Annotated in this window: 15 protein-coding genes; 5 read left to right on the top strand and 10 right to left on the bottom strand. The window is 74.2% G+C overall.

Translation table 11 applies throughout. The features are described 5' to 3' along the window. Positions 1-101 precede the first annotated feature (101 nt). The 5 genes from ACFOSY_RS21240 to ACFOSY_RS21260 form a co-directional block, all read right to left on the bottom strand. Complete coding sequence (locus tag ACFOSY_RS21240; RefSeq protein WP_394309239.1) at positions 102-1127, bottom strand: hemolysin family protein; 1026 nt, start codon at positions 1125-1127, stop codon at positions 102-104. After that, entirely contained in the window at positions 1124-2458 is a 1335-nt protein-coding gene (locus ACFOSY_RS21245; RefSeq protein ID WP_394309241.1) for a hemolysin family protein, read from the bottom strand. The genes ACFOSY_RS21240 and ACFOSY_RS21245 overlap by 4 nt, the downstream gene beginning before the upstream one ends. 236 nt (positions 2459-2694) lie before the next feature. After that, positions 2695-5106, bottom strand: coding sequence for a phosphoketolase family protein (locus tag ACFOSY_RS21250; protein WP_394309247.1), 2412 nt, complete (start codon positions 5104-5106; stop codon positions 2695-2697). A 265-nt stretch (positions 5107-5371) separates the two neighbouring features. Continuing rightward, positions 5372-8929, bottom strand: coding sequence for a sodium/proline symporter PutP (gene putP, locus ACFOSY_RS21255; RefSeq protein WP_394309249.1), 3558 nt, complete (start codon positions 8927-8929; stop codon positions 5372-5374). 170 nt (positions 8930-9099) lie between these two features. Then, the gene (locus ACFOSY_RS21260) at positions 9100-9960 is read right to left on the bottom strand and encodes a universal stress protein (protein ID WP_394309251.1); all 861 of its coding nucleotides are present in this window, start codon (positions 9958-9960) and stop codon (positions 9100-9102) included. Between the two features lie 281 nt (positions 9961-10241). Between ACFOSY_RS21260 and ACFOSY_RS21265 the strand changes: the two genes are divergently transcribed. Both ACFOSY_RS21265 and ACFOSY_RS21270 read left to right on the top strand, forming a co-directional pair. Next, positions 10242-10910 carry a CBS domain-containing protein gene (locus ACFOSY_RS21265; RefSeq protein WP_394309254.1) on the top strand — a complete coding sequence of 223 codons (669 nt, stop codon included), beginning with the start codon at positions 10242-10244 and terminating at the stop codon, positions 10908-10910. 148 nt (positions 10911-11058) lie between these two features. After that, positions 11059-11346: a dsRBD fold-containing protein gene (locus ACFOSY_RS21270; protein WP_394309256.1), complete on the top strand. Its 288-nt coding sequence runs from the start codon at positions 11059-11061 to the stop codon at positions 11344-11346. A 24-nt stretch (positions 11347-11370) separates the two neighbouring features. Here the strand turns inward: ACFOSY_RS21270 and ACFOSY_RS21275 are convergent, their stop codons facing one another. From ACFOSY_RS21275 to ACFOSY_RS21290, 4 genes are all read right to left on the bottom strand, one after another. Next, positions 11371-12147 (bottom strand): ABC transporter permease subunit, encoded by a 777-nt coding sequence (locus tag ACFOSY_RS21275; protein WP_394309258.1) that lies wholly within the window; start codon positions 12145-12147, stop codon positions 11371-11373. Then, positions 12144-13076 carry an ABC transporter ATP-binding protein gene (locus ACFOSY_RS21280; protein WP_394309260.1) on the bottom strand — a complete coding sequence of 311 codons (933 nt, stop codon included), beginning with the start codon at positions 13074-13076 and terminating at the stop codon, positions 12144-12146. The genes ACFOSY_RS21275 and ACFOSY_RS21280 overlap by 4 nt, the downstream gene beginning before the upstream one ends. Positions 13077-13185: 109 nt before the next feature. Then, complete coding sequence (locus tag ACFOSY_RS21285; RefSeq protein ID WP_394309262.1) at positions 13186-13851, bottom strand: response regulator; 666 nt, start codon at positions 13849-13851, stop codon at positions 13186-13188. After that, complete coding sequence (locus tag ACFOSY_RS21290; RefSeq protein ID WP_394309264.1) at positions 13848-15020, bottom strand: sensor histidine kinase; 1173 nt, start codon at positions 15018-15020, stop codon at positions 13848-13850. Before ACFOSY_RS21290 ends, ACFOSY_RS21285 begins: the two co-directional genes overlap by 4 nt. Before the next feature lie 305 nt (positions 15021-15325). On the opposite strand from ACFOSY_RS21290, the gene dhaK reads away from it, so the two are divergent. The 3 genes from dhaK (at position 15326) to ACFOSY_RS21305 (ending at position 17418) form a co-directional block, all read left to right on the top strand. Beyond that, entirely contained in the window at positions 15326-16318 is a 993-nt protein-coding gene (dhaK, locus tag ACFOSY_RS21295) for a dihydroxyacetone kinase subunit DhaK (protein WP_006134480.1), read from the top strand. 64 nt (positions 16319-16382) lie between these two features. Further along, positions 16383-17006 carry a dihydroxyacetone kinase subunit DhaL gene (gene dhaL, locus ACFOSY_RS21300; RefSeq protein WP_394309266.1) on the top strand — a complete coding sequence of 208 codons (624 nt, stop codon included), beginning with the start codon at positions 16383-16385 and terminating at the stop codon, positions 17004-17006. Between the two features lies 1 nt (position 17007). Beyond that, positions 17008-17418: a PTS-dependent dihydroxyacetone kinase phosphotransferase subunit DhaM gene (locus tag ACFOSY_RS21305; RefSeq protein WP_394309856.1), complete on the top strand. Its 411-nt coding sequence runs from the start codon at positions 17008-17010 to the stop codon at positions 17416-17418. Positions 17419-17497: 79 nt separating this feature from the next. On the opposite strand, the gene ACFOSY_RS21310 is transcribed toward ACFOSY_RS21305, so the two are convergent. After that, on the bottom strand, positions 17498-18472 hold the full coding sequence (locus tag ACFOSY_RS21310; protein WP_394309269.1) for a glycoside hydrolase family 75 protein: 975 nt from the start codon (positions 18470-18472) through the stop codon (positions 17498-17500). Positions 18473-18782: the final 310 nt, after the last annotated feature.

The raw sequence follows: 18782 nt of genomic DNA on the forward strand, positions 1-18782 counted from the left end.
CGCTCACGACAACCTGTGCGCACGACCGCCTGCGCACATGACCGCGGCCCCGGCCGGACAGGTGTCCGGCCGGGGCCGCGGGGCGATCGCCGGGGCGGAGGTCAGGCCGTGGCCGGGGCCGCCGGACCGACCAGTTCCGTCAGGACGTCCTCCATCGTCACGAACCCGATGACCTTGCCGTTCTCGCCGACGGCCGCGGCGAGGTGGCTGCCCTCCGCGCGCAGCGCGGTGAGCGTGTCGTCGAGCGGGGTGTCGATGCGGACCCGGGTGACCTTGTGCAGCGCGGTGCGCGGGAACGGGCGGTCCCGTTCGGTCACGCCGAGGGTGTCCTTGATGTGCAGGTAGCCCAGGAGCGCGCCGTCGGGGCCGGTCACCGGAAAGCGGGACAGGCCCGCGTCGGCGGCCACGCGCTCCAGCCGCGCCGGGGTGACCGTGTGGTCGACGGTGTGCATCCGCCGGGCCGGGACGAGGATCTCGCCCACCGGGCGGGTGCCCAGCTCCAGCGCGTCCCGCAGCCGCTCCCCGTCCGCCGGGGTGAGCAGCCCGGCCTCGCTGGAGTCGACGACCATCCGGGCGAGCTGGTCGTCGGTGAACACCGACCCCACCTCGTCCTTGGGCTCGACCCGCAGCAGCCGCAGCAGGACGTTGGCGAACGCGTTGATGCCGAACACGAAGGGCCGCAGCGCGCGGGTCAGCCACACCAGCGGCGGGCCCAGCAGCAGCGCGCTGGGCACGGGCGCGGCGAGCGCGACGTTCTTCGGCACCATCTCGCCGATCAGCATGTGCAGATACGTGGCGAGGGTCAGGGCGATCACGAACGCGATCGGATGCACCAGCGCGTCCGGGACGTGCACCGCCTCGAACGGCGGCTCCAGCAGATGCGCGATGGCCGGTTCGGCGACCGCGCCGAGCACCAGCGAGGACACCGTGATGCCGAGCTGGGCGGTGGCCATCATCGCGGACAGGTGTTCCAGCGCCCACAGGGTCATCCGGGCGCGCTTCTCGCCCGCGAGGGCGCGCGGCTCGATCTGGCTGCGGCGCACCGAGATCAGGGCGAACTCGGCGCCCACGAAGAACGCGTTTGTCAGCAGGGTGAAGGCGCCGATGGCGAGCTGAAGGACGGTCATCGGGCCTCCTCCATGACGTCGGCGCCCACGGGCGCGGGGGCGGTGACGCGTATCCGGTCGGCACGGTGGTGCTCGACCTCCAGCACGTCGAGCTGCCAGCCGTCGACGTCCACGGAGTCACCCGCGACGGGGATCCGGGCCAGGCGGGTGGCGATCAGTCCGGCGACCGTCTCGTAGGGGCCGTCCGGGGCGGTGAGGCCCAGGGCGGTGAGCCGGTCGACGCGGAGGCCGCCGTCGGCCTCCCACACCTCGCGGCCGTCGGCCGTGGGCGGTGCCGGCGCCAGCTCGGGCACCTCGACCGGGTCGTGCTCGTCGCGGACCTCGCCGACGACCTCCTCGACGATGTCCTCGACGGTGGCGACGCCCGCCGTGCCGCCGTACTCGTCGATGACGACGGCCATGGCGCGGTGGGCGCGCATGCGCTCCAGCAGCCGGTCGGCGGGCAGGCTGTCGGGGACGAGCAGCGGCGGCGTGGTCAGCTCGGTGACGGGCGTGGCGGCGCGCCGCTCGGGCTCCAGGGCCAGCACGTCACGGATGTGGACGGTGCCGACGACCTCGTCGAGGCTGTCGCGGTACACCGGGAAGCGGGACAGGCCGGTGGCGTGGCTGAGCGCGGCGGCGTCGGCGGCGGTGGCGTGCACCTCCAGGGCGCGGACGTCGACGCGCGGGGTCATCACGTTCTCGGCGGTCAGCTCGCCCAGGTGCAGGGTGCGGACGAACAGCTCCGCGGAGTCCGCCTCCAGGGCGCCCTCGGCGGCGGAGTGCCGGGCCAGCGCGCTCAGTTCCTCGGCGGTGCGGGCGGACGCCAGCTCCTCCGCGGGCTCCAGGCCGAAGCGGCGCACGAAGCGGTTCGCGGTGCCGTTGAGGTGGTTGATGAACGGGCCGAAGGCGGCCGTGAAGGCGCGCTGCGGCCCGGCGACGACCTTGGCGACCGCCGCGGGACGCGAGATGGCCCAGTTCTTCGGGACCAGCTCGCCGATCACCATCAGCACCACCGTCGACAGGGCGACGCCGAGCAGGGTCGCCACGGTCGGGGCGGCGGAGCCGAGGCCGGCCGCCCGCAGCGGGCCGCGCAGCAGGGCGGCGAGGGACGGCTCGGCGAGCATGCCGATCACCAGGGAGGTGACGGTGATGCCGAGCTGGGCGCCGGACAGCTGGACCGTCAGGCGGCGTACGGCGGCCAGCGCACCGGCCGCGCCGCGCTCACCGGCGTCGGCGGCGCGCTGGAGTTCGGCGCGCTCGACGGTGGTGAGGGAGAACTCGGCCGCGACGAACACCGCGCAGGCCAGCGTCAGCAGCAGGGCGAGCAGGAGCAGCAGGATCTCGGTCACCGTGCCACCCCCGCTCCCTGTCGGGCCGCATGACGCGGACTGCGGGTGGTGGCACGGCTACTACTGGGAGGATCACCCATTGGGGGACCGTCGCTCCTTTTCGAACAGGACGAAGATGCGGGGAAGCAGGATGGCCTGCCTCTGAAGCAGGATGGACCGCTTCTCCAGCAACTGTAAAGGACCAGCAAAACATTCCGCTCGCGCGGGCCCGCCGGTCCGGGGCGTGCGCGGCCGGGTCAGCCGTCCCAGATCCAGTCGGCGACCTCGGGCAGATCGGTGCCGTGCTCGCGGATCCAGTCGTGCTGGCGCAGCCGGACGTCCTCCATCCGCTGCCGTACGGCGGCGGCCCGCACCGCCAGGCCGGGGACGCGGTCGATGACGTCCATGACCAGCCGGTAGCGGTCCAGGTCGTTGCGGACCACCATGTCGAACGGCGTGGTCGTGGTGCCCCTCTCCTTGTAGCCGCGCACGTGCAGGTGGTGGTGCCCGGTGCGGCTGTAGGCGAGCCGGTGGATCAGCCACGGATAGCCGTGGTACGCGAAGATCACCGGCTTGTCGGCGGTGAACAGGCCGTCGTACTCGAAGTCGGACATGCCGTGCGGGTGCTCCCCGCGGGGCAGCAGGCGGGCGATGTCGACGACGTTGACGACCCGCACGGCCAGCTCGGGCAGGTGCTGGCGCAGCAGCTGGGCGGCGGCCATGACCTCCTGGGTGGGGACGTCGCCCGCGCAGGCCAGCACCACGTCGGGTTCGCGGTCGCCGGTCTCGGTGCCCGCCCAGTCCCAGATGCCCGCGCCGCGCGCGCAGTGCGCCTTCGCCTGCTCCAGGGACAGCCAGTCGAAGCAGGGCTGCTTGCCGGCCACGACGACGTTGACGTAGTCGCGGCTGCGCAGCACGTGGTCGGCGACCGACAGCAGGGTGTTGGCGTCCGGCGGCAGGTAGACCCGTACCGCCTCGGGGCTCTTGTTGAGGATGTGGTCGACGAAGCCGGGGTCCTGGTGGGAGAAGCCGTTGTGGTCCTGGCGCCACACGTGCGAGGTCAGCAGGTAGTTGAGCGAGGCGATGGGGGCGCGCCAGGGCAGCCGGCGGGTGACGCGCAGCCACTTGACGTGCTGGTTGACCATCGAGTCGACGATGTGGACGAACGCCTCGTAGCAGGAGAACAGGCCGTGCCGGCCGGTGAGGAGGTAGCCCTCCAGCCAGCCCTGGCAGGTGTGCTCGGAGAGGATCTCCATCACCCGGCCGTGCCGGTCGAGGTCCTCGTCCACGTCGTACGTGCCGGCCTGCCACGCCTTGCCGCTGGCCTCGTACACGGCCTGGAGGCGGTTGGAGGCGGTCTCGTCGGGGCCGACCAGCCGGAAGTCGCGGCGGTCGGCGGTGGCCAGCATGACGTCCTCGAGGAGGTCGCCGAGCACGCGGGTCGGCTCGTGCATCGTGGCCCCCGGCTTGTCGACCTCGACGGCGTGCCGCTCCAGCGGCGGCAGCGGCAGTTCGCGCAGCATCAGCCCGCCGTTGGCGTACGGGGTGGCGCCGAGGCGGCGGGCGCCGTCGGGGACGCAGGCCAGGACGTCGGCGCGGGGGCGGCCGTCCTCGTCGAACAGTTCCTCCGGCCGGTACGACCGCAGCCACGCCTCCAGCTGGCGCAGGTGGTCGGGGTTGTCGCGGACGCCGGGCAGCGGCACCTGGTGGGCGCGCCAGGTGTTCTCGACGGGCAGGCCGTCGACCTCGGCGGGTCCGGTCCAGCCCTTGGGGGTGCGCAGAACGATCATCGGCCAGCGGGGACGTTCGGTCGCGCCGTCCTCGCGTGCGGCGCGCTGGATGGCGGCGATGCGGTCGAGGGCGGTGTCCATGGCGCGCGCCATCGCCTGGTGGACGGCGGCGGGGTCGTCGCCGATCACGTGCAGCGGGTCATGGCCGTAGCCGCGCAGCAGCGCGTCCAGCTCGTCGTCGGGGATCCGGGCCAGCACGGTCGGGTTGGCGATCTTGTAGCCGTTGAGGTGGAGGATCGGCAGGACGGCGCCGTCGTGGACGGGGTCGAGGAACTTGTTGGAGTGCCAGGACGTCGCCAGCGGACCGGTCTCCGCCTCCCCGTCGCCGACCACGCAGACCGCCACCAGGTCCGGGTGGTCCAGGGCGGCGCCGTAGGCGTGGGACAGGGAGTAGCCGAGCTCCCCGCCCTCGTGGATGGAGCCGGGTGTCTCGGGGGCGACGTGGCTGGGGACGCCGCCGGGGAACGAGAACTGCTTGAACAGCCGCGCCATGCCCGCCGCGTCCCGCGTGATGTCGGGATACGTCTCCGTGTACGACCCCTCCAGCCAGGACCCGGCGACCACCGCCGGCCCGCCGTGCCCGGGCCCCCACACACACAGGGCGTCCAGGTCACGGGCCCGGATCACCCGGTTGAGGTGGGTGTAGACGAGGTTCAGGCCGGGCGAGGTGCCCCAGTGGCCGAGCAGCCGCGGCTTCACGTGCTCCGGGCGCAGCGGCTCGGTGAGCAGGGGGTTCGCCATGAGGTAGATCTGGCCGACGGCCAGGTAGTTCGCGGCGCGCCAGTGCGCGTCCAGCGTCCTCAGCTCGTCGGCGCCGAGCGCAGCCCCCGGGCCGGAGGCTGGGGGAGGGGCGGAGGCCTGGTGCGTGTCGACGGACATCGGGGTGTCCTTCCGCGTCGGGGGGTCGGTTCGTGCCGTGGTGGATGCCTGGAGGCGGGTGCTCGAAGTCATGTGCCTGAAGTCGGTGCCCGAAGTCGGGTGCCCGAGGATGCGTACCCTCCTCCACCTTCCCCGTGAGGCGAGGCTCCCGACAGGGCCACGTGGGCCATCTACGGGACCGGGCGACCGCCACACCGCTCCCCCGCTCCCCCGCTCTCACGGCTCACGGCTCACGGCTCACGGCTCACGGCTCACGGCTCACGGCTCACGGCTCCGCGACGAACGGCTGCTCGGTCCAGATGATCTTGCCGGTGGAGGTGTGGCGGGTGCCCCAGCGGTGGGCGAGCTGGGCGACGATCATCAGGCCGCGGCCGCCCTCGTCCGTGGTGCGGGCGTGGCGTGGGCGCGGTGAGGTCCCGCTGCCGTCGGCGACCTCGCAGATGAGGCCGCGGTCACGGATCAGCCGCAGGGACACCGGCCCTGAGGCGTGCCGGATCGCGTTGGTGACGAGCTCGCTGACGATGAGTTCCGTGGTGAACGTCAGGTCGTCCAGGCCCCACTCCGTCAGCTGCCGTACGGCGGCCGTGCGGGCGGTGCCGACCGCCGCCGGGTCGCTGGGCAGGTCCCAGGAGGCGACCCGGTCCGCCGGGAGCGACCGGGTGCGGGCGAGCAGCAGCGCCGCGTCGTCCGGGGGCGGCCCGGTGAGCATGGTGTCGACCACGCCCCGCCCGATGTCCCGCAGCGTGGCGCGGGGTACGGCGAGGGCGGCGCCCAGCCGGGAGATCCCCTCGTCGATGTCCTGGTCCGGGGTCTCGACGAGGCCGTCGGTGTAGAACGCCAGCAGGCTGCCCTCGGCCAGGTCCCGCTCGCGCGACTCGAACGTCAGGTACCCGAGCCCCAGCGGGGGCCCCGCGGGCAGGTCGAGCACCTCGGCCGTGCCGTCCGGGGTGACGAGGACGGGCGGGAGATGGCCCGCGCGGGCCATCGAGCACCGCCCGCTGACCGGGTCGTACACGGCGTACAGGCAGGTCGCGCCGAGGAAGGCGGCGCCCGCGGCGGCGGGCTCGTGGTCGTCGTGGGCGCCCATCAGCCCGATGACCAGGTCGTCGAGGTGGGCGAGCAGCTCGTCCGGGGGCATGTCGAGGTTGGCGAGGGTGCGCACCGCGGTCCGCAGGCGTCCCATCGTCGCGGCGGCGTCCATGCCGTGCCCGACGACGTCGCCGACGACCAGCGCGACCCGGGCGCCGGACAGCGGGATGACGTCGAACCAGTCGCCGCCGACGCCGTTCGGGGCGTCGGCCGGCTGGTACCAGGACGCCACGTCCACCGCGGACCCGCCGGTGAGGCCCTGGGGCAGCAGCGCCTGCTGCATGGCCTGGGCGGCCGTGCGCTCGCGGGTGTAGCGGCGGGCGTTGTCCACGGCCACGGCGGCGCGGGAGACGATCTCCTCGGCGAGCCGCACGTCGTCGTCGCGGAACGAGCCGGACCCCTCGGTGCGGGCGAAGGTCGCCACGCCGAGGGTGACGCCCCGGGCCCGGACCGGCACGACCATCAGGGAGCTGTAGCCGTATTTCAGGATGGACGTGCCGATCGAGGGGTCCCCGGTGACCCAGGGGCTGCTCTCGCGGTCGAGGGTGCGTTCGACGAGGGTGCGGCTCTCCAGGAGGCAGCGGGTGACGGGCGAGGTGGGGGCGCGCCGGACGGCCTCCCCGAGCGCGAGGCTGCCGCCGCAGCCGTCCTCGCGCGCCGACGCCTGTCCGGCGCGGCGGATGACCGGCGACAGGCCGACCGGTCCGGGCGCGGGTTCCTCGCCGTGCATCACGGTGTCCAGCAGGTCCACGGCGACGAAGTCGGCCAGGGCCGGCACGGCCTCGTCGGCGAGTTCCTGCGCGGTGCGGCCGACGTCGAGGGTGCTGCCGATGCGCGCGCCGACGTCGTTCAGCAGCGCGAGCCGGCTCTGGGCCCGCCACCGCTCGGTGACGTCGACGACCATGTACAGGACGCCGACGAGGGTGTCGCGGCGGTCGGTCATCCCGAAGAACGACACGGAGACCGCGCGGGGGTCTCCGGTCTCGTCGTCCTGGCCGCGGAACTCGAAGTCCATGACGGGCTCGCCGGTCTCCAGCACGCGCCGCATCTGCTCCTCGAAGCGCTGGTACTCGAGGGTCGGCCGCAGCTCGCTGAGCCGCCGCCCGACGCGTCGTTCCAGGGGGATCAGCCGGGCGAGCGGTTCGTTCACCCACACGTACCGCAGGTCGGTGTCGAGCATGGCCAGGCCGACGGGCGCGCGGCTGAGGAAGGGCGTGAGCACCACGGAGCTCGTGCCGCCGCCGGGCATCCGCCAGAAGGCGCGTTTCGGCGGCCGTCCGACGTACCGGCCGAAGACGAGGGCGGCGACCGTGGCGGCGGCGACGCCCGGGACCATCTCGTAGACGTTCGTCTCGAGCGGGCCGAGCAGCGGGTCGACCGAGTCCCAGGCGAGGACCGTGCCGGCGCCGGCGACGATGCCGGCCATGGCGCCGGCCGAGGTCATCCGGGGCCAGTACAGCGAGAGCAGCACCACCGGACCGAAGGCGGCGCCGAACCCGGCCCAGGCCTGGGCGACGATGTTCAGCAGCCCGCCGCCTCTCAGGGCGATCACGTACGCCACCACGATGACCAGCACGACGGTGGCGCGCCCCACCCACACCAGCGTCCGGTCGGAGGCCCTGCGGTGGAGGAAGGCCCGGTAGAAGTCCTCGGTGAGCGCCACGGAGGACACCAGCAGCTGGCTGTCCGCGGTGGACACGATGGCCGCGAGCACCGCGACCAGCATGATCCCGGCGATCCACGGGTCGAGCAGCAGACGGCTGAGCGCGATGTACACGGTGTCGGGGTCGGACAGCGCCGGGGTCAGCTCGCCGATGCCGGCCAGGCCCACGAGGGTGGCGCCGGTGAGGACCAGGATCACCCAGCCGGTGCCGATGCGACGGGCCGCGGGGACGTCCCGGGTGCTGCGGATGCTCATGAAGCGGGCCAGGATGTGCGGCTGGCCGAAGTAGCCGAGCCCCCAGGCGAGCAGCGAGACGATCGCCACGACCCCGAGCGGCCCCTCGGGCGACCACGACCCTCCCGAGTACGCGACGCGGGAGCTGAACTCGCGCAGCGCGGGCTGTCTGCCGTCCAGGGCGCCCCCCAGGGCGCCGAAGCCTCCGAGGCGCGCGATCGCGACGGCGGGCAGCACGACCAGGCCGAGCAGCATCAGCGAGGCCTGGAGCACGTGCGTGAGGCTCACCGCGAGGAAGCCGCCCAGGCACGAGTAGATGACGATCAGCAGCCCGGTGAGGGTGACGCCGACGGTGAAGCGCAGGTCGAAGACGGTCTGGAACAGCAGCCCGCCCGCCACCAGGCCGCTGGCGACGTACACGGTGAAGAAGACGAGGGTGACCGCGGCGGACACCAGGCGCAGCATGCGGGTGCGGTCCTCGAACCGTTCCTCCAGATAGCCGGACAGGGTGACCGCGTTCCCGGCGCGTTCGGTGTAGGTGCGCAGGCGTGGCGCGACGAACAGCCAGTTCAGGTACGTCCCGACGGCGAGCCCGACGGGGAGCCACACGGAGCCGAGCCCGGCCGCGTACACGGCGCCGGGCAGCGCCAGGAACAGCCAGCCGGACATGTCGCTGGCGCCCGCGGAGAGCGCGGCGACCCAGGGGCCGAAGCGGCGTCCGCCGAGGGCGAAGTCGTCGAAGGTGTGCGTGCGGGCGTAGGCCCGGATCCCCGTCCCGATCAGGGCAAGCACGTACAGGACGAACGTGGCGACGATCGGCGCGCTCAGCTGGAACATGTGGTCCTCGCCCGGAAGTCCCGCGATGCGCGGCACACCCTCGGTCCGGCGGGCAAAACATGACGTCGGCGCCAAATCTACTCAGGTCGGGCGTATGCAACCAGAGGAACGCGAGGGCGGGGGCCCTGGTGTTTGCCGTGGGCAGGCCTGTACGGGCGGCCGTCGGGGTGTCAGACGTGCGGGACGACGGCCAGGGGGCAACGGGCCTGCTGGATCACGGCGTGGGTGACGGGCCCGGTGCGCGGGAGCCCGGGACGGCCGGGCATCCGGTGCCCGACGACCAGCAGCCGCGCCTCGGAGGCCGCCTTGAGCAGGGCGCCCGCGGGTTTGCCCTCGGCCACCGTCTCCAGCACCTCGACGTCGGGATACTTGTCCCGCCAGACCTGGAGCACGGCGGACAGGAAGCGCAGCCACTCCTCGGCCCGCTCCTGGCCACCGGCCGGACCCGCGCCGGACGCGCCCAGGGTGAGCCGGTCGGGCGCGCGCCAGGCGTGCAGGGCCCGCAGCCGCGCACGGTGCCGGCGGGCCGCCTCGAAGGCGTACGCGAGGACCTCGTCGCAGGGTTCGACGACGTCCACCCCGACCACGACGTCCCGCCGGGCGTCACCGCCCGCGTCCGTCCGGACGAGGACGACGGGACGGGTGGCCCGTGCCACGACGCCGAGCGGGACGGAACCGGCGAGCAGACCGGCGGCCCGGCCGAGCCCGCGCGAGCCGAGCACCAGCGGATCGGCGTCCCCGGCGGCCCGCGCGAGGCCGACGGCGGCGGGCCCCTCGGCCTGCACCTCGTGCACCCGTACGTCCGGCCGGACGGCGTGGACGCGTTCCGCCGCCCTCTCCAGGACCCGCAGGGCCAGGCGGTGGCCGGCGGCGCGGGCGGCGTCCGTACCGCCGCCCTGCCGCGGGTGCCGTCCCCGTACGTGCAGCAGCCGCAGGCCGGTTCCACGGCGTGCGGCTTCGCGGGCGGCCCACTCGGCGGCCGCGAGGCTCTCGGCGGACCCGTCGACACCGACGACTACCGGCGACTCCATGACATGCACCTCTCGCTCGGAGCGTTCCCCCGCCGCCGCCCAGCGTCGCCGGGGAGGGTGCGTACGGGCAGGGGCCACCGGGACCGGGACGCGGGCCGGACGGTCCCGGAGCAGGCGGACCACGAAAACGACATTGAGAACATATGGGCCACATGGCCCCGCTCCCCTACCCCCTGAGGCCCTGGGATGCGGGCGGCGGCGGCCGGAGGCTGGGAACAACGCTCCCGGCGCGAACCCGTCGTCCCGCCCGGAGGCACCCCATGAGGCGAGGAGACGCAGGAATGAAGGTCACCGAGGTCGGCGCCGTCATGACCACGGACGTGGTCACCGCCGCGTACGGCACCCCGCTCGGGGATGTGATCCGTGCGCTCGGGAAGCACCGCGTCGGCGGCCTTCCGGTGACGGACGAGGAGGACCGGGTGATCGGCGTGGTATCCGCGTCGGACCTGGCGCGACCGCGCCCGGGCCGCCCGTCCAGGAAGATGCCGGGCCGTCGAGGGGCCCGCACCGCGGGCGACGTGATGGCGGCCCCGGCGGTCGTCGTGCGGGCGCGGGCCACGGTCACGGAGGCGTCCTGCCTCATGACCGGGCACGGCGTCGAACGGCTGCCGGTGGTGGACGACGAGGAGCGGCTCGTCGGCATCGTGACCCGCGGCGACCTGCTCCAGGCGGTGCTGCGCACCGACGGCGCCATCGAGCGCGCGGTGCGCAGGGACGTCCTCGGGACGGCGCTCTGGCTGACGCCGCGGGCGCTCGCGGTCACCGTCGAGGACGGCGTGGTGACCCTCACCGGCCGGCTGGAGCGGCGCGGCGACGTCGACGTGGCGGTGCGCGCGGCGAGCCGGCTGGACGGTGTGGTCGCGGTCGTGGACCAGCTGTCGTACGGGGTCGACGACACGCGCCCGCGGCCGACCGCCGTCGAGGCCGAGGAGCCGTTCGCCGGACAGTGACCGGCGCCGGTGCCACGGATCCGGGGTACCCGGGCCGTACGGCACGTTCCCGGGACCTTCGGCCCTGTGCGCCGCGTCCACCGGGGTCGGACGGTGGAGGCGGAAGGGACCGGCACGTCCCGGGCCGCCCGCGGCGGAGGAGACAGTCATGTCGCACACCCTGGAATGGAAGACCCGCCTCTACCTCTTCGAGGAGGACGGAACGACGAAGGCGCGCGCCACCCTCGACACCGGGACGACGACCCTCACCGGCCACGGCGCCGCCCACCGGAACCCGGCGGACACGGACGTCCCGGAGATCGGCGACGAACTGGCCGCGGGCCGCGCCCTGCGCGACCTGGGCAGCCAACTCCTGGACATCGCGGAACGCGACGCCGAGAGCGTGGGCGCACGAAGCGGCGAGAGGACCAGCCCGGTCCTGGGCTGGTCCCTGTAGACGGGCCTCCGCCCGGCGCCGCCCTTACGCGTCCCGCCTGCGCAGCGCCACCGCCGCGCCCGTCAGGGCGAGCACCGTGTAGCCCGCGACCAGGGCCAGGGACGGCCACGCGCCCAGGCTGCCGACCGTGTCCGGGGCGGCGTCCGACGTCTGGGTGAGCTTTTCCAGTGCGGCCGTCGGGGTCGCGCCGGCGATCCAGCGTTGGAGGTCGCCGAAGAGGGGGCCGAAGAGGGACGGCAGGAGCAGGACGGCGATCACGGTGGTGACCGCGCCCGCGGGGTGGCGTACGAAGGTGCCGATGGCCAGGCCCAGGGCCCCGACGAGGGCGAAGACCGCCGCGATGCCGAACAGCGCGGGCAGCGGGTCCCCTTGGGGGTGGGAGCCGTCGATGACCGCGTCGCCCAGCAGGTACGCGGCCGTGCAGGAGGCGAGTCCGACGGCGTACAGCGTCGCCGACACCAGCGCGGCCTTCGCGGCGAGCACGCGGCCGCGCCGGGGCACGGCGGTCAGGGTGGTGGCGATCGTGCCGCTGGAGTACTCGCCGCACACCGACAGCGCGCCCACCACTCCGGCGGCCATCAGGGCGACCACGCTGAGGGTGAGGCTGCCGCCGAGGACGGTGTCGTCGGGTTGCAGGCTGCCGGTCGCGCCCACGAACACCGCGCCGATCACCGTCATGAGTGCGGTCGCGGCAGTGGTCCACAGCGTGGAGCGCAGTCCGGTGAACTTGGTCCATTCGAAGGCCAGGGCCTCCCGGAAGCCGGGGGGCGAGGCGGCGGCCGTGGTCGTTGACGTCGTCATCGCTGTGTCTCCTTGTCGTCGGTGTTCCCTGTCCCCCGGTACTCGACGGCCTCGCCGGTCAGCTCGGTGTAGACGTCCTCCAAGGAGGAGCGGCACGGGGTGAGTTCGTGCAGGGCGAGGCCGTGCTCTCGGGCCAGTTCGCCGATGGCGGTGGCCGTGGGGCCGGTCACCCGCCAGCCGCCCTCCGGGTCCGGGCGCACCACGGCGCCGTGGCTCTCCAGCAGGGCGCGCATCGGCGCGGGCTCCGGGGTGCGCAGCAGCGTCGCGTCCGGGGAGCGCGTCTCGATGAAGTCCCGCATGTCCGTGTCGGCGAGCAGCCGGCCGCGGCCGATGACGATGATGCGGTCGGCGGTCAGCTCCAGCTCGCTCATCAGATGGCTGGAGAGGAACACCGTGCGCCCCTGTGCCGCCAGGGACTTCAGCAGGGTCCGGATCCAGCGGATGCCCTCGGTGTCCAGGCCGTTGACCGGCTCGTCGAGGATCAGCACGCCCGGATCGCCGAGGAGTGCGGCGGCGATGCCGAGCCGCTGCGCCATGCCCAGGGACAGTCCCTTGGCCCGCCGGTCCGCGACCGCCGTCAGGCCGGCCGCGCCCAGCACCTCGTCCACCCGGCGGTCGGGGATGCGGTGCGAGCGGGCGAGGCCGAGCAGGTGCCGGCGTACCGTACGGCCGCCGTGCACGGCCCTGGCGTCCAGCAGGGCGCCCACGTCCCGCAGGGGTGCGGGGAGTTGGCCGTAGCGGCGGCCGGCCACCGTGACCGTCCCGGCGGTCGGGGTGTCGAGGCCCAGGGCGAGCCGCATGGTGGTCGACTTCCCCGCGCCGTTCGGCCCCAGGAAGCCGGTCACCGAGCCGGGCCGGACGGTGAAGGACAGGCCGTCCACCGCGGTCCGGCCGCCGTATCGCTTGGTGAGGTTCCGTGCTTCGATCATGTTCCCGACGCTACGGAGGACCGGGCCGGGGGCACATCCGCCGCCGGGAGTCGGCCGCTGCTCCACCGGGAGTACGGGGGGGGGGAGTACGGGACCGGCCGGCGGGCGGTCAGTTCTCGCCCGGGCGCACCAGCCCTGTCTCGTAGGCCAGCACCACCAGCTGGGCCCTGTCCCGTGCCGACATCTTCGTCATCACACGGCTGACATGGGTCTTCGCCGTCAGCGGGGACATCAGCAGGCGGGCGCCGATCTCCTCGTTGGACAGCCCGCGGCCGACCAGCGCGAGCACCTCCCTCTCCCGTGCGGTCAGCGGGTCCAGGCGGCGCGCGGCTCCCGCCTCGGGCGTCTTCAGGCGGGTGAACTCCTCGATCACCCGTCGGGTCACGGCGGGCGCGAGCAGGCTCTGTCCGGCGGCGACCGTGCGGATCGCGGCGCGCAGGTCGTCCGGGTCGATGTCCTTCAGCAGGAAGCCCGCCGCCCCGGCTCGCAGTGATTCGAACACGTACTCGTCGGCCTCGTACGTCGTCAGCACCAGCACCCGTACCGCGTCCAGGGCCGGGTCGGCGACGATGCGGCGGGTCGCGGCCAGGCCGTCGGCGCGGGGCATGCGGATGTCCATCAGCACGACGTCGGGGCGGGTGGTGCGGGTCAGCTCCACCGCCTGCGCGCCGTCGGCGGCCTCCGCGACGGTCACCAGGTCGTCGGTCAGGTCGAGCAGGGCGCGGAAACCGGCCCGTACCACGGTCTGGTCGTCGGCCAGCAGGACCCGGATCACTCGTCCGCTCCCCGGCCGACGGGCAGGTGTGCCCGCACCCGCCAGCCGCCGCCGGGGGCGGGGCCCGCCTCGATGCGGCCACCGACGGCCGCGGCCCGCTCCCGCATGCCGATCAGGCCGAAGCCGTCCCCCGGCCCGGTGTGCGCGGTGCCGTCGTCGGCGACCTCGACCCTCAGCCGGCCGTCCTCCCGGACCGCGGACACGGTCACCTGCCGCGCCTCCGCGTGCTTGATCACGTTCGTCAGTGCCTCCTGCACGATCCGGTACGCCGCCAGCTGCACCATCTGCGGGACCTGGCCCGCGTCGAGACGCAGCGTCACCTCCAGGCCCGTCGCCCGCACCCGCTCCGCCAGCTCCGTCAGCTCCTCGAGCCGCGGTGCGGGACCGGCCGGTGCGCCGCCCGGGGAGCGCAGCACGCCGACCGTGGCGCGCAGCTCCCGTACCGCCTCCTTGCCGGACGCCCGTACCTGCCGCATCGCCGCCCGCGCCACCTCGGGCTTCGTGTCGAACGCGTCCAGGGCCAGGCCGGCCTGCACGGTCATCGCCGACACGGTGTGCGCGACCACGTCGTGCAGCTCGCGGGCGATGCGCAGCCGCTCCTGCTCCACCCGCCGCCGCGCCTCCCGTTCCCGTTCGGCCTCCGCCCGCGCGGCCCGGCCGGCGTACGCGCGGACCTCCTCCCTCCGCCCGCGGACGAGCTCCCCCAGCAGCAGCGGCACCAGTGGCCACAGCATCTCCAGCAGGGGCGCCCCCTGCGGCTGGGCCACGTCGATGCCCGCGACCACCGACACGATCCCGGCGGCCGGAGCGGCGACCACACCGGTGCGGATGGTCCGCCTCCGGTTCCCTCGCACCGCCACGGTGTACAGCGCCACCATCACCGGCAGGTTCAGCAGCTCGCCGATGTGTCCGTACAGGGCCCACCCCGCGCACGCCGCCCCGGTCACCACCGCGACGCCCACCGGCCACCGGGTGCGCACCAGCAGCGCGCCGATCGACACCGCGAACAGCAGCCAGGTGACCTCGTCCGCCTGCCGGTGTCCGGGGTCGTTGACCGCCGCGTCCGGGCCGGTGAACAGCGCGACGACCGCCGCGACCACGGCGTCCGCGAGGAACGGCGGCAGGGGCCGGGGGATCCAGCGGCGCGGTGAGAGATCGGTACGGCTCACAGGCTCACCGTAGGAGTCTTTCCGCGGCCGCGCGTACGACCGCGGGAGTACACGCCGGTACCGGGTGCCGTGATTGAAACCCGGTGACGCCCCCTTGGAACGCACCGGCCGAGGGCCGATCCTGAGCTGTGGCCGTGTCGCCGGGGAAGATCGTCCGGCTCGCCGGACGTCGTCTCACGTGCCCTTGCCGGGCGCAAGGCCGATACTGCCCCTGTGGGGCTCCTGCCGGTACGCATCCGCCCCGCGACCGCCCGACCGGCACCACAGGTTCGACGACCCGCCTGCTCAGCCCCCAGGAGGTACCCATGAAGATGCTGATCAACGTTCCGGAGACCGTGGTGGCGGACGCGCTGCGCGGTATGGCGGCGGCCCATCCCGAGCTGACGGTGGACGTGGAGAACCGGGTGGTGGTCCGCAAGGACGCTCCGGTGGCCGGCAAGGTGGGCCTGGTGTCCGGAGGCGGTTCGGGGCACGAGCCGCTGCACGGCGGATTCGTCGGGCCGGGCATGCTGTCGGCGGCCTGTCCCGGTGAGGTGTTCACCTCCCCGGTGCCCGACCAGATGGTGCGGGCCGCGGCGGCCGTGGACAGCGGCGCAGGGGTGCTGTTCATCGTGAAGAACTACACCGGCGACGTGCTCAACTTCGACATGGCGGCCGAGCTCGCCGAGGACGAGGGTGTCCAGGTCGCGAAGGTGCTGGTCAACGATGACGTGGCGGTGACCGACAGCCTCTACACGGCCGGCCGACGGGGCACCGGTGCGACGCTGTTCGTGGAGAAGATCGCGGGCGCGGCGGCCGAGGAGGGGCAGCCGCTGGAGCGGGTCGAGGCGCTCGCGAAGCAGGTGAACGAGAACTCCCGCAGTTTCGGCGTGGCGCTCAGCGCGGTCACCACGCCCGCCAAGGGCTCGCCGACGTTCGACCTGCCGGCCGGGGAGCTGGAGCTGGGCATCGGCATCCACGGAGAGCCGGGCCGCGAGCGGCGCGCGATGATGACGTCCGGGGAGATCGCCGAGTTCGCCGTCGGCGCGATCCTCGACGACCTCACCCCACGCAACCCGGTGCTGGTACTGGTCAACGGCATGGGCGCGACACCGCTGCTGGAGCTGTACGGCTTCAACGCCGAGGTGCAGCGGGTGCTCGGCGAGCGCGGCGTCCCGGTCGCCCGCGTCCTCGTCGGCAACTACGTCACGTCCCTGGACATGGCGGGCGCCTCGGTCACCCTCTGCCAGGTCGACGAGGAGCTGCTGCGCCTGTGGGACGCCCCGGTGAGTACGCCCGGGCTGCGCTGGGGAATGTGATCCACACCGGAGCCGATCGACACCGGGGCCCGTGCCCCGGTCACCTACCACGCGAGGAGTTCCCGTGCTGGACGCCGACTTCTTCCGCCGTTGGATGACGGTCACCGCCGCATCCGTGGACCGCGAGGCGAAACGGCTCACCGCCCTCGACTCGGAGATCGGCGACGCCGATCACGGCAGCAACCTCCAGCGCGGGTTCCGGGCGGTGAGGGACGCGCTGGACAAGGAGCCGCCCGCCACGCCCGGCGCGGTGCTCACCCAGGCCGGCCGCCTGCTGGTGTCCACGGTGGGCGGCGCGTCCGGCCCGCTGTACGGGACGCTGCTGCGCCGCACCGGGAAGGCGCTGGGCGAGGCGCCCGAGGTGGACCGGCAGCAGTTCGCGGAGGCCCTGCGGGCCGGGGTGGACGCCGTGATGAAGCTGGGCGGGGCGGCGCCGGGCGACAAGACGATGATCGACGCGCTGCTCCCCGCGGTGGACGCGCTGGACGAGTCGTTCGCCGCGGCGCGGGACGCCGCGCGGGAGGGTTCGGTCGCGACGACGCCGATGCTGGCCCGCAAGGGCAGGGCGAGCTATCTGGGCGACCGCAGCATCGGGCACCAGGACCCGGGCGCCACCTCGTCGGCGCTGCTGATCGCGGCCCTGCTGGAGGCCGGACCCGGTGACGGGGAGGCGGGCGGGGGTGAGTGAGGTGGGCGACGGGAAGCTGGTCGGAATCGTCCTGGTCTCGCACAGCGCGGCGGTCGCGTCCTCCGTGGCGGAGCTGGCGCAGGGCCTGTCGGGCGCGGGGAAGTCGGTGCCGGTCGCTCCCGCGGGCGGCACCGAGAGCGGGGACCTCGGCACCAGCGCGGAGCTGATTTCCGCGGCGGCGGCGTCCGTGGACCGGGGCGCGGGCGTCGCGGTGCTGACCGATCTGGGCAGCGCGGTGCTCACCGTCAAGGCGCTGCTGGCCGAGGGCGACGAACTCCCCGAGAACACGCGGCTGGTGGACGCGCCGTTCCTGGAGGGCGCGGTGGCCGCGGTGGTCACCGCCTCCACGGGCGCGGACCTCGACGCGGTGGCGGCGGCGGCCTCGGAGGCGTACGGCTACCGGAAGGTGTGAGGGCGGCCGGGGCGGGTCGCGTACGGCGCGTGGGTCCGGGTTTCCGTACGGCGCGTCGATCCGGGTCCCGTACGGCGCGTCAGTCCGCGGAGTCGACGAACTCCCGCGCCAGTCGCTCCCCTTGGGTCTCCGCGGCCTCCCGGTCCTCCAGCGGGGTGACCCGGCTGTCCTTGAACACGATGTACGTCACCCCGGAAGGGGTGCCGCCGGAGCGCGGGTCGGGGTCGATGCCCAGGGACGTGGCCGCCGCGTAGGACGCCTCGCCGACGATGTCGGTGGGACCGACGTCGCCGACGACCGCGTAGCTGACCCGGTCGCGGTAGACCATGGCCGCGACCGAGCCGCCGCGCACGCCGTGCTCGCGGTAGTCCCAGATGCCGCTGGGCGCGGGGACCACGACGTAGGGCAGCTTCTCGGAGCTGAGCGCACGGCCGTCGGACTGCGCGAACGCCGTGGACGAGGAGAAGTTCGGGTCGGTGCCGGCGTTGCAGTGGGCGCCCGGACGACCGTCGCAGTCGATGTCCATGTCCGCCTTCCAGTACACCGCGTCACGCGTGCCGCACACGGGCACGGTGGCCGCGGTGCCGCGGTCCTTGCGGTAGCGGCCCTGCGAGACGGGGGTGCAGCCGCTCACCTTGGCCAGCAGGTCGGCCGCGGTCACAGGGGCGGGGGACGTGGAGGCGGTGCGCTCCGGATCCGACGGGGCGGGGTCGGGCGTCGTCCGTCCGGGAGCGTCCGGGGAGGGGGTGGCGGAGCCCGTCGTCGCGGGACCGGAGGCCGCCGCCTCCGGAGCCGCCGAACCTCCGGGGCCCGCCATCGGCGTCAGCACCTCCCGCGTCCCGTCCCGGGCGACCGGCTCGACGCGGCCCCGGTGCGGTACGGCGACGTGCGGCAGGGCGGTGGGGACGGCGGAGCCGGACGCGGGGCCGGAGGCGACGCGCCGCGTCTCGTCCCTGGACGGACGGAGGTGAACCGACTCCGCGGCGGAGGACGCCGAGGGGGCCAGCAGTGCCACGCCGGCCACGGCGACGGTGAGCGTCTGGACACGGGACACGGTCAGTTGAGCCTCTCGTCGGGGACAGGGACGCACACCCAGGGCACTTTGCCCCATTTCGTCCCGCCGCGACGAGGGTGACCGCCCCGAAAGGGGCCGGACGGGGCACCCGGGAACCGACAGGGGCGGAGGGCGCCGGAGGCCCGGGCGCGCGTCGACCCGGGCCGTCCAGCCACCCGTGGCGGCGCGGGATCAGCGACGACAGCGGTCCGCGCCTCGAGCCCGAACGCCTCTGCAACCAAAGGCGGTTCGGCCCGTTCCGGATTCAGGATACGTAACCCGCCGCGGCGGTCGACCCGGCACCACCCCT

The organism is Streptomyces lusitanus, from assembly GCF_042647945.1.
Taxonomy (GTDB): Bacteria; Actinomycetota; Actinomycetes; order Streptomycetales; family Streptomycetaceae; genus Streptomyces; species Streptomyces pseudogriseolus.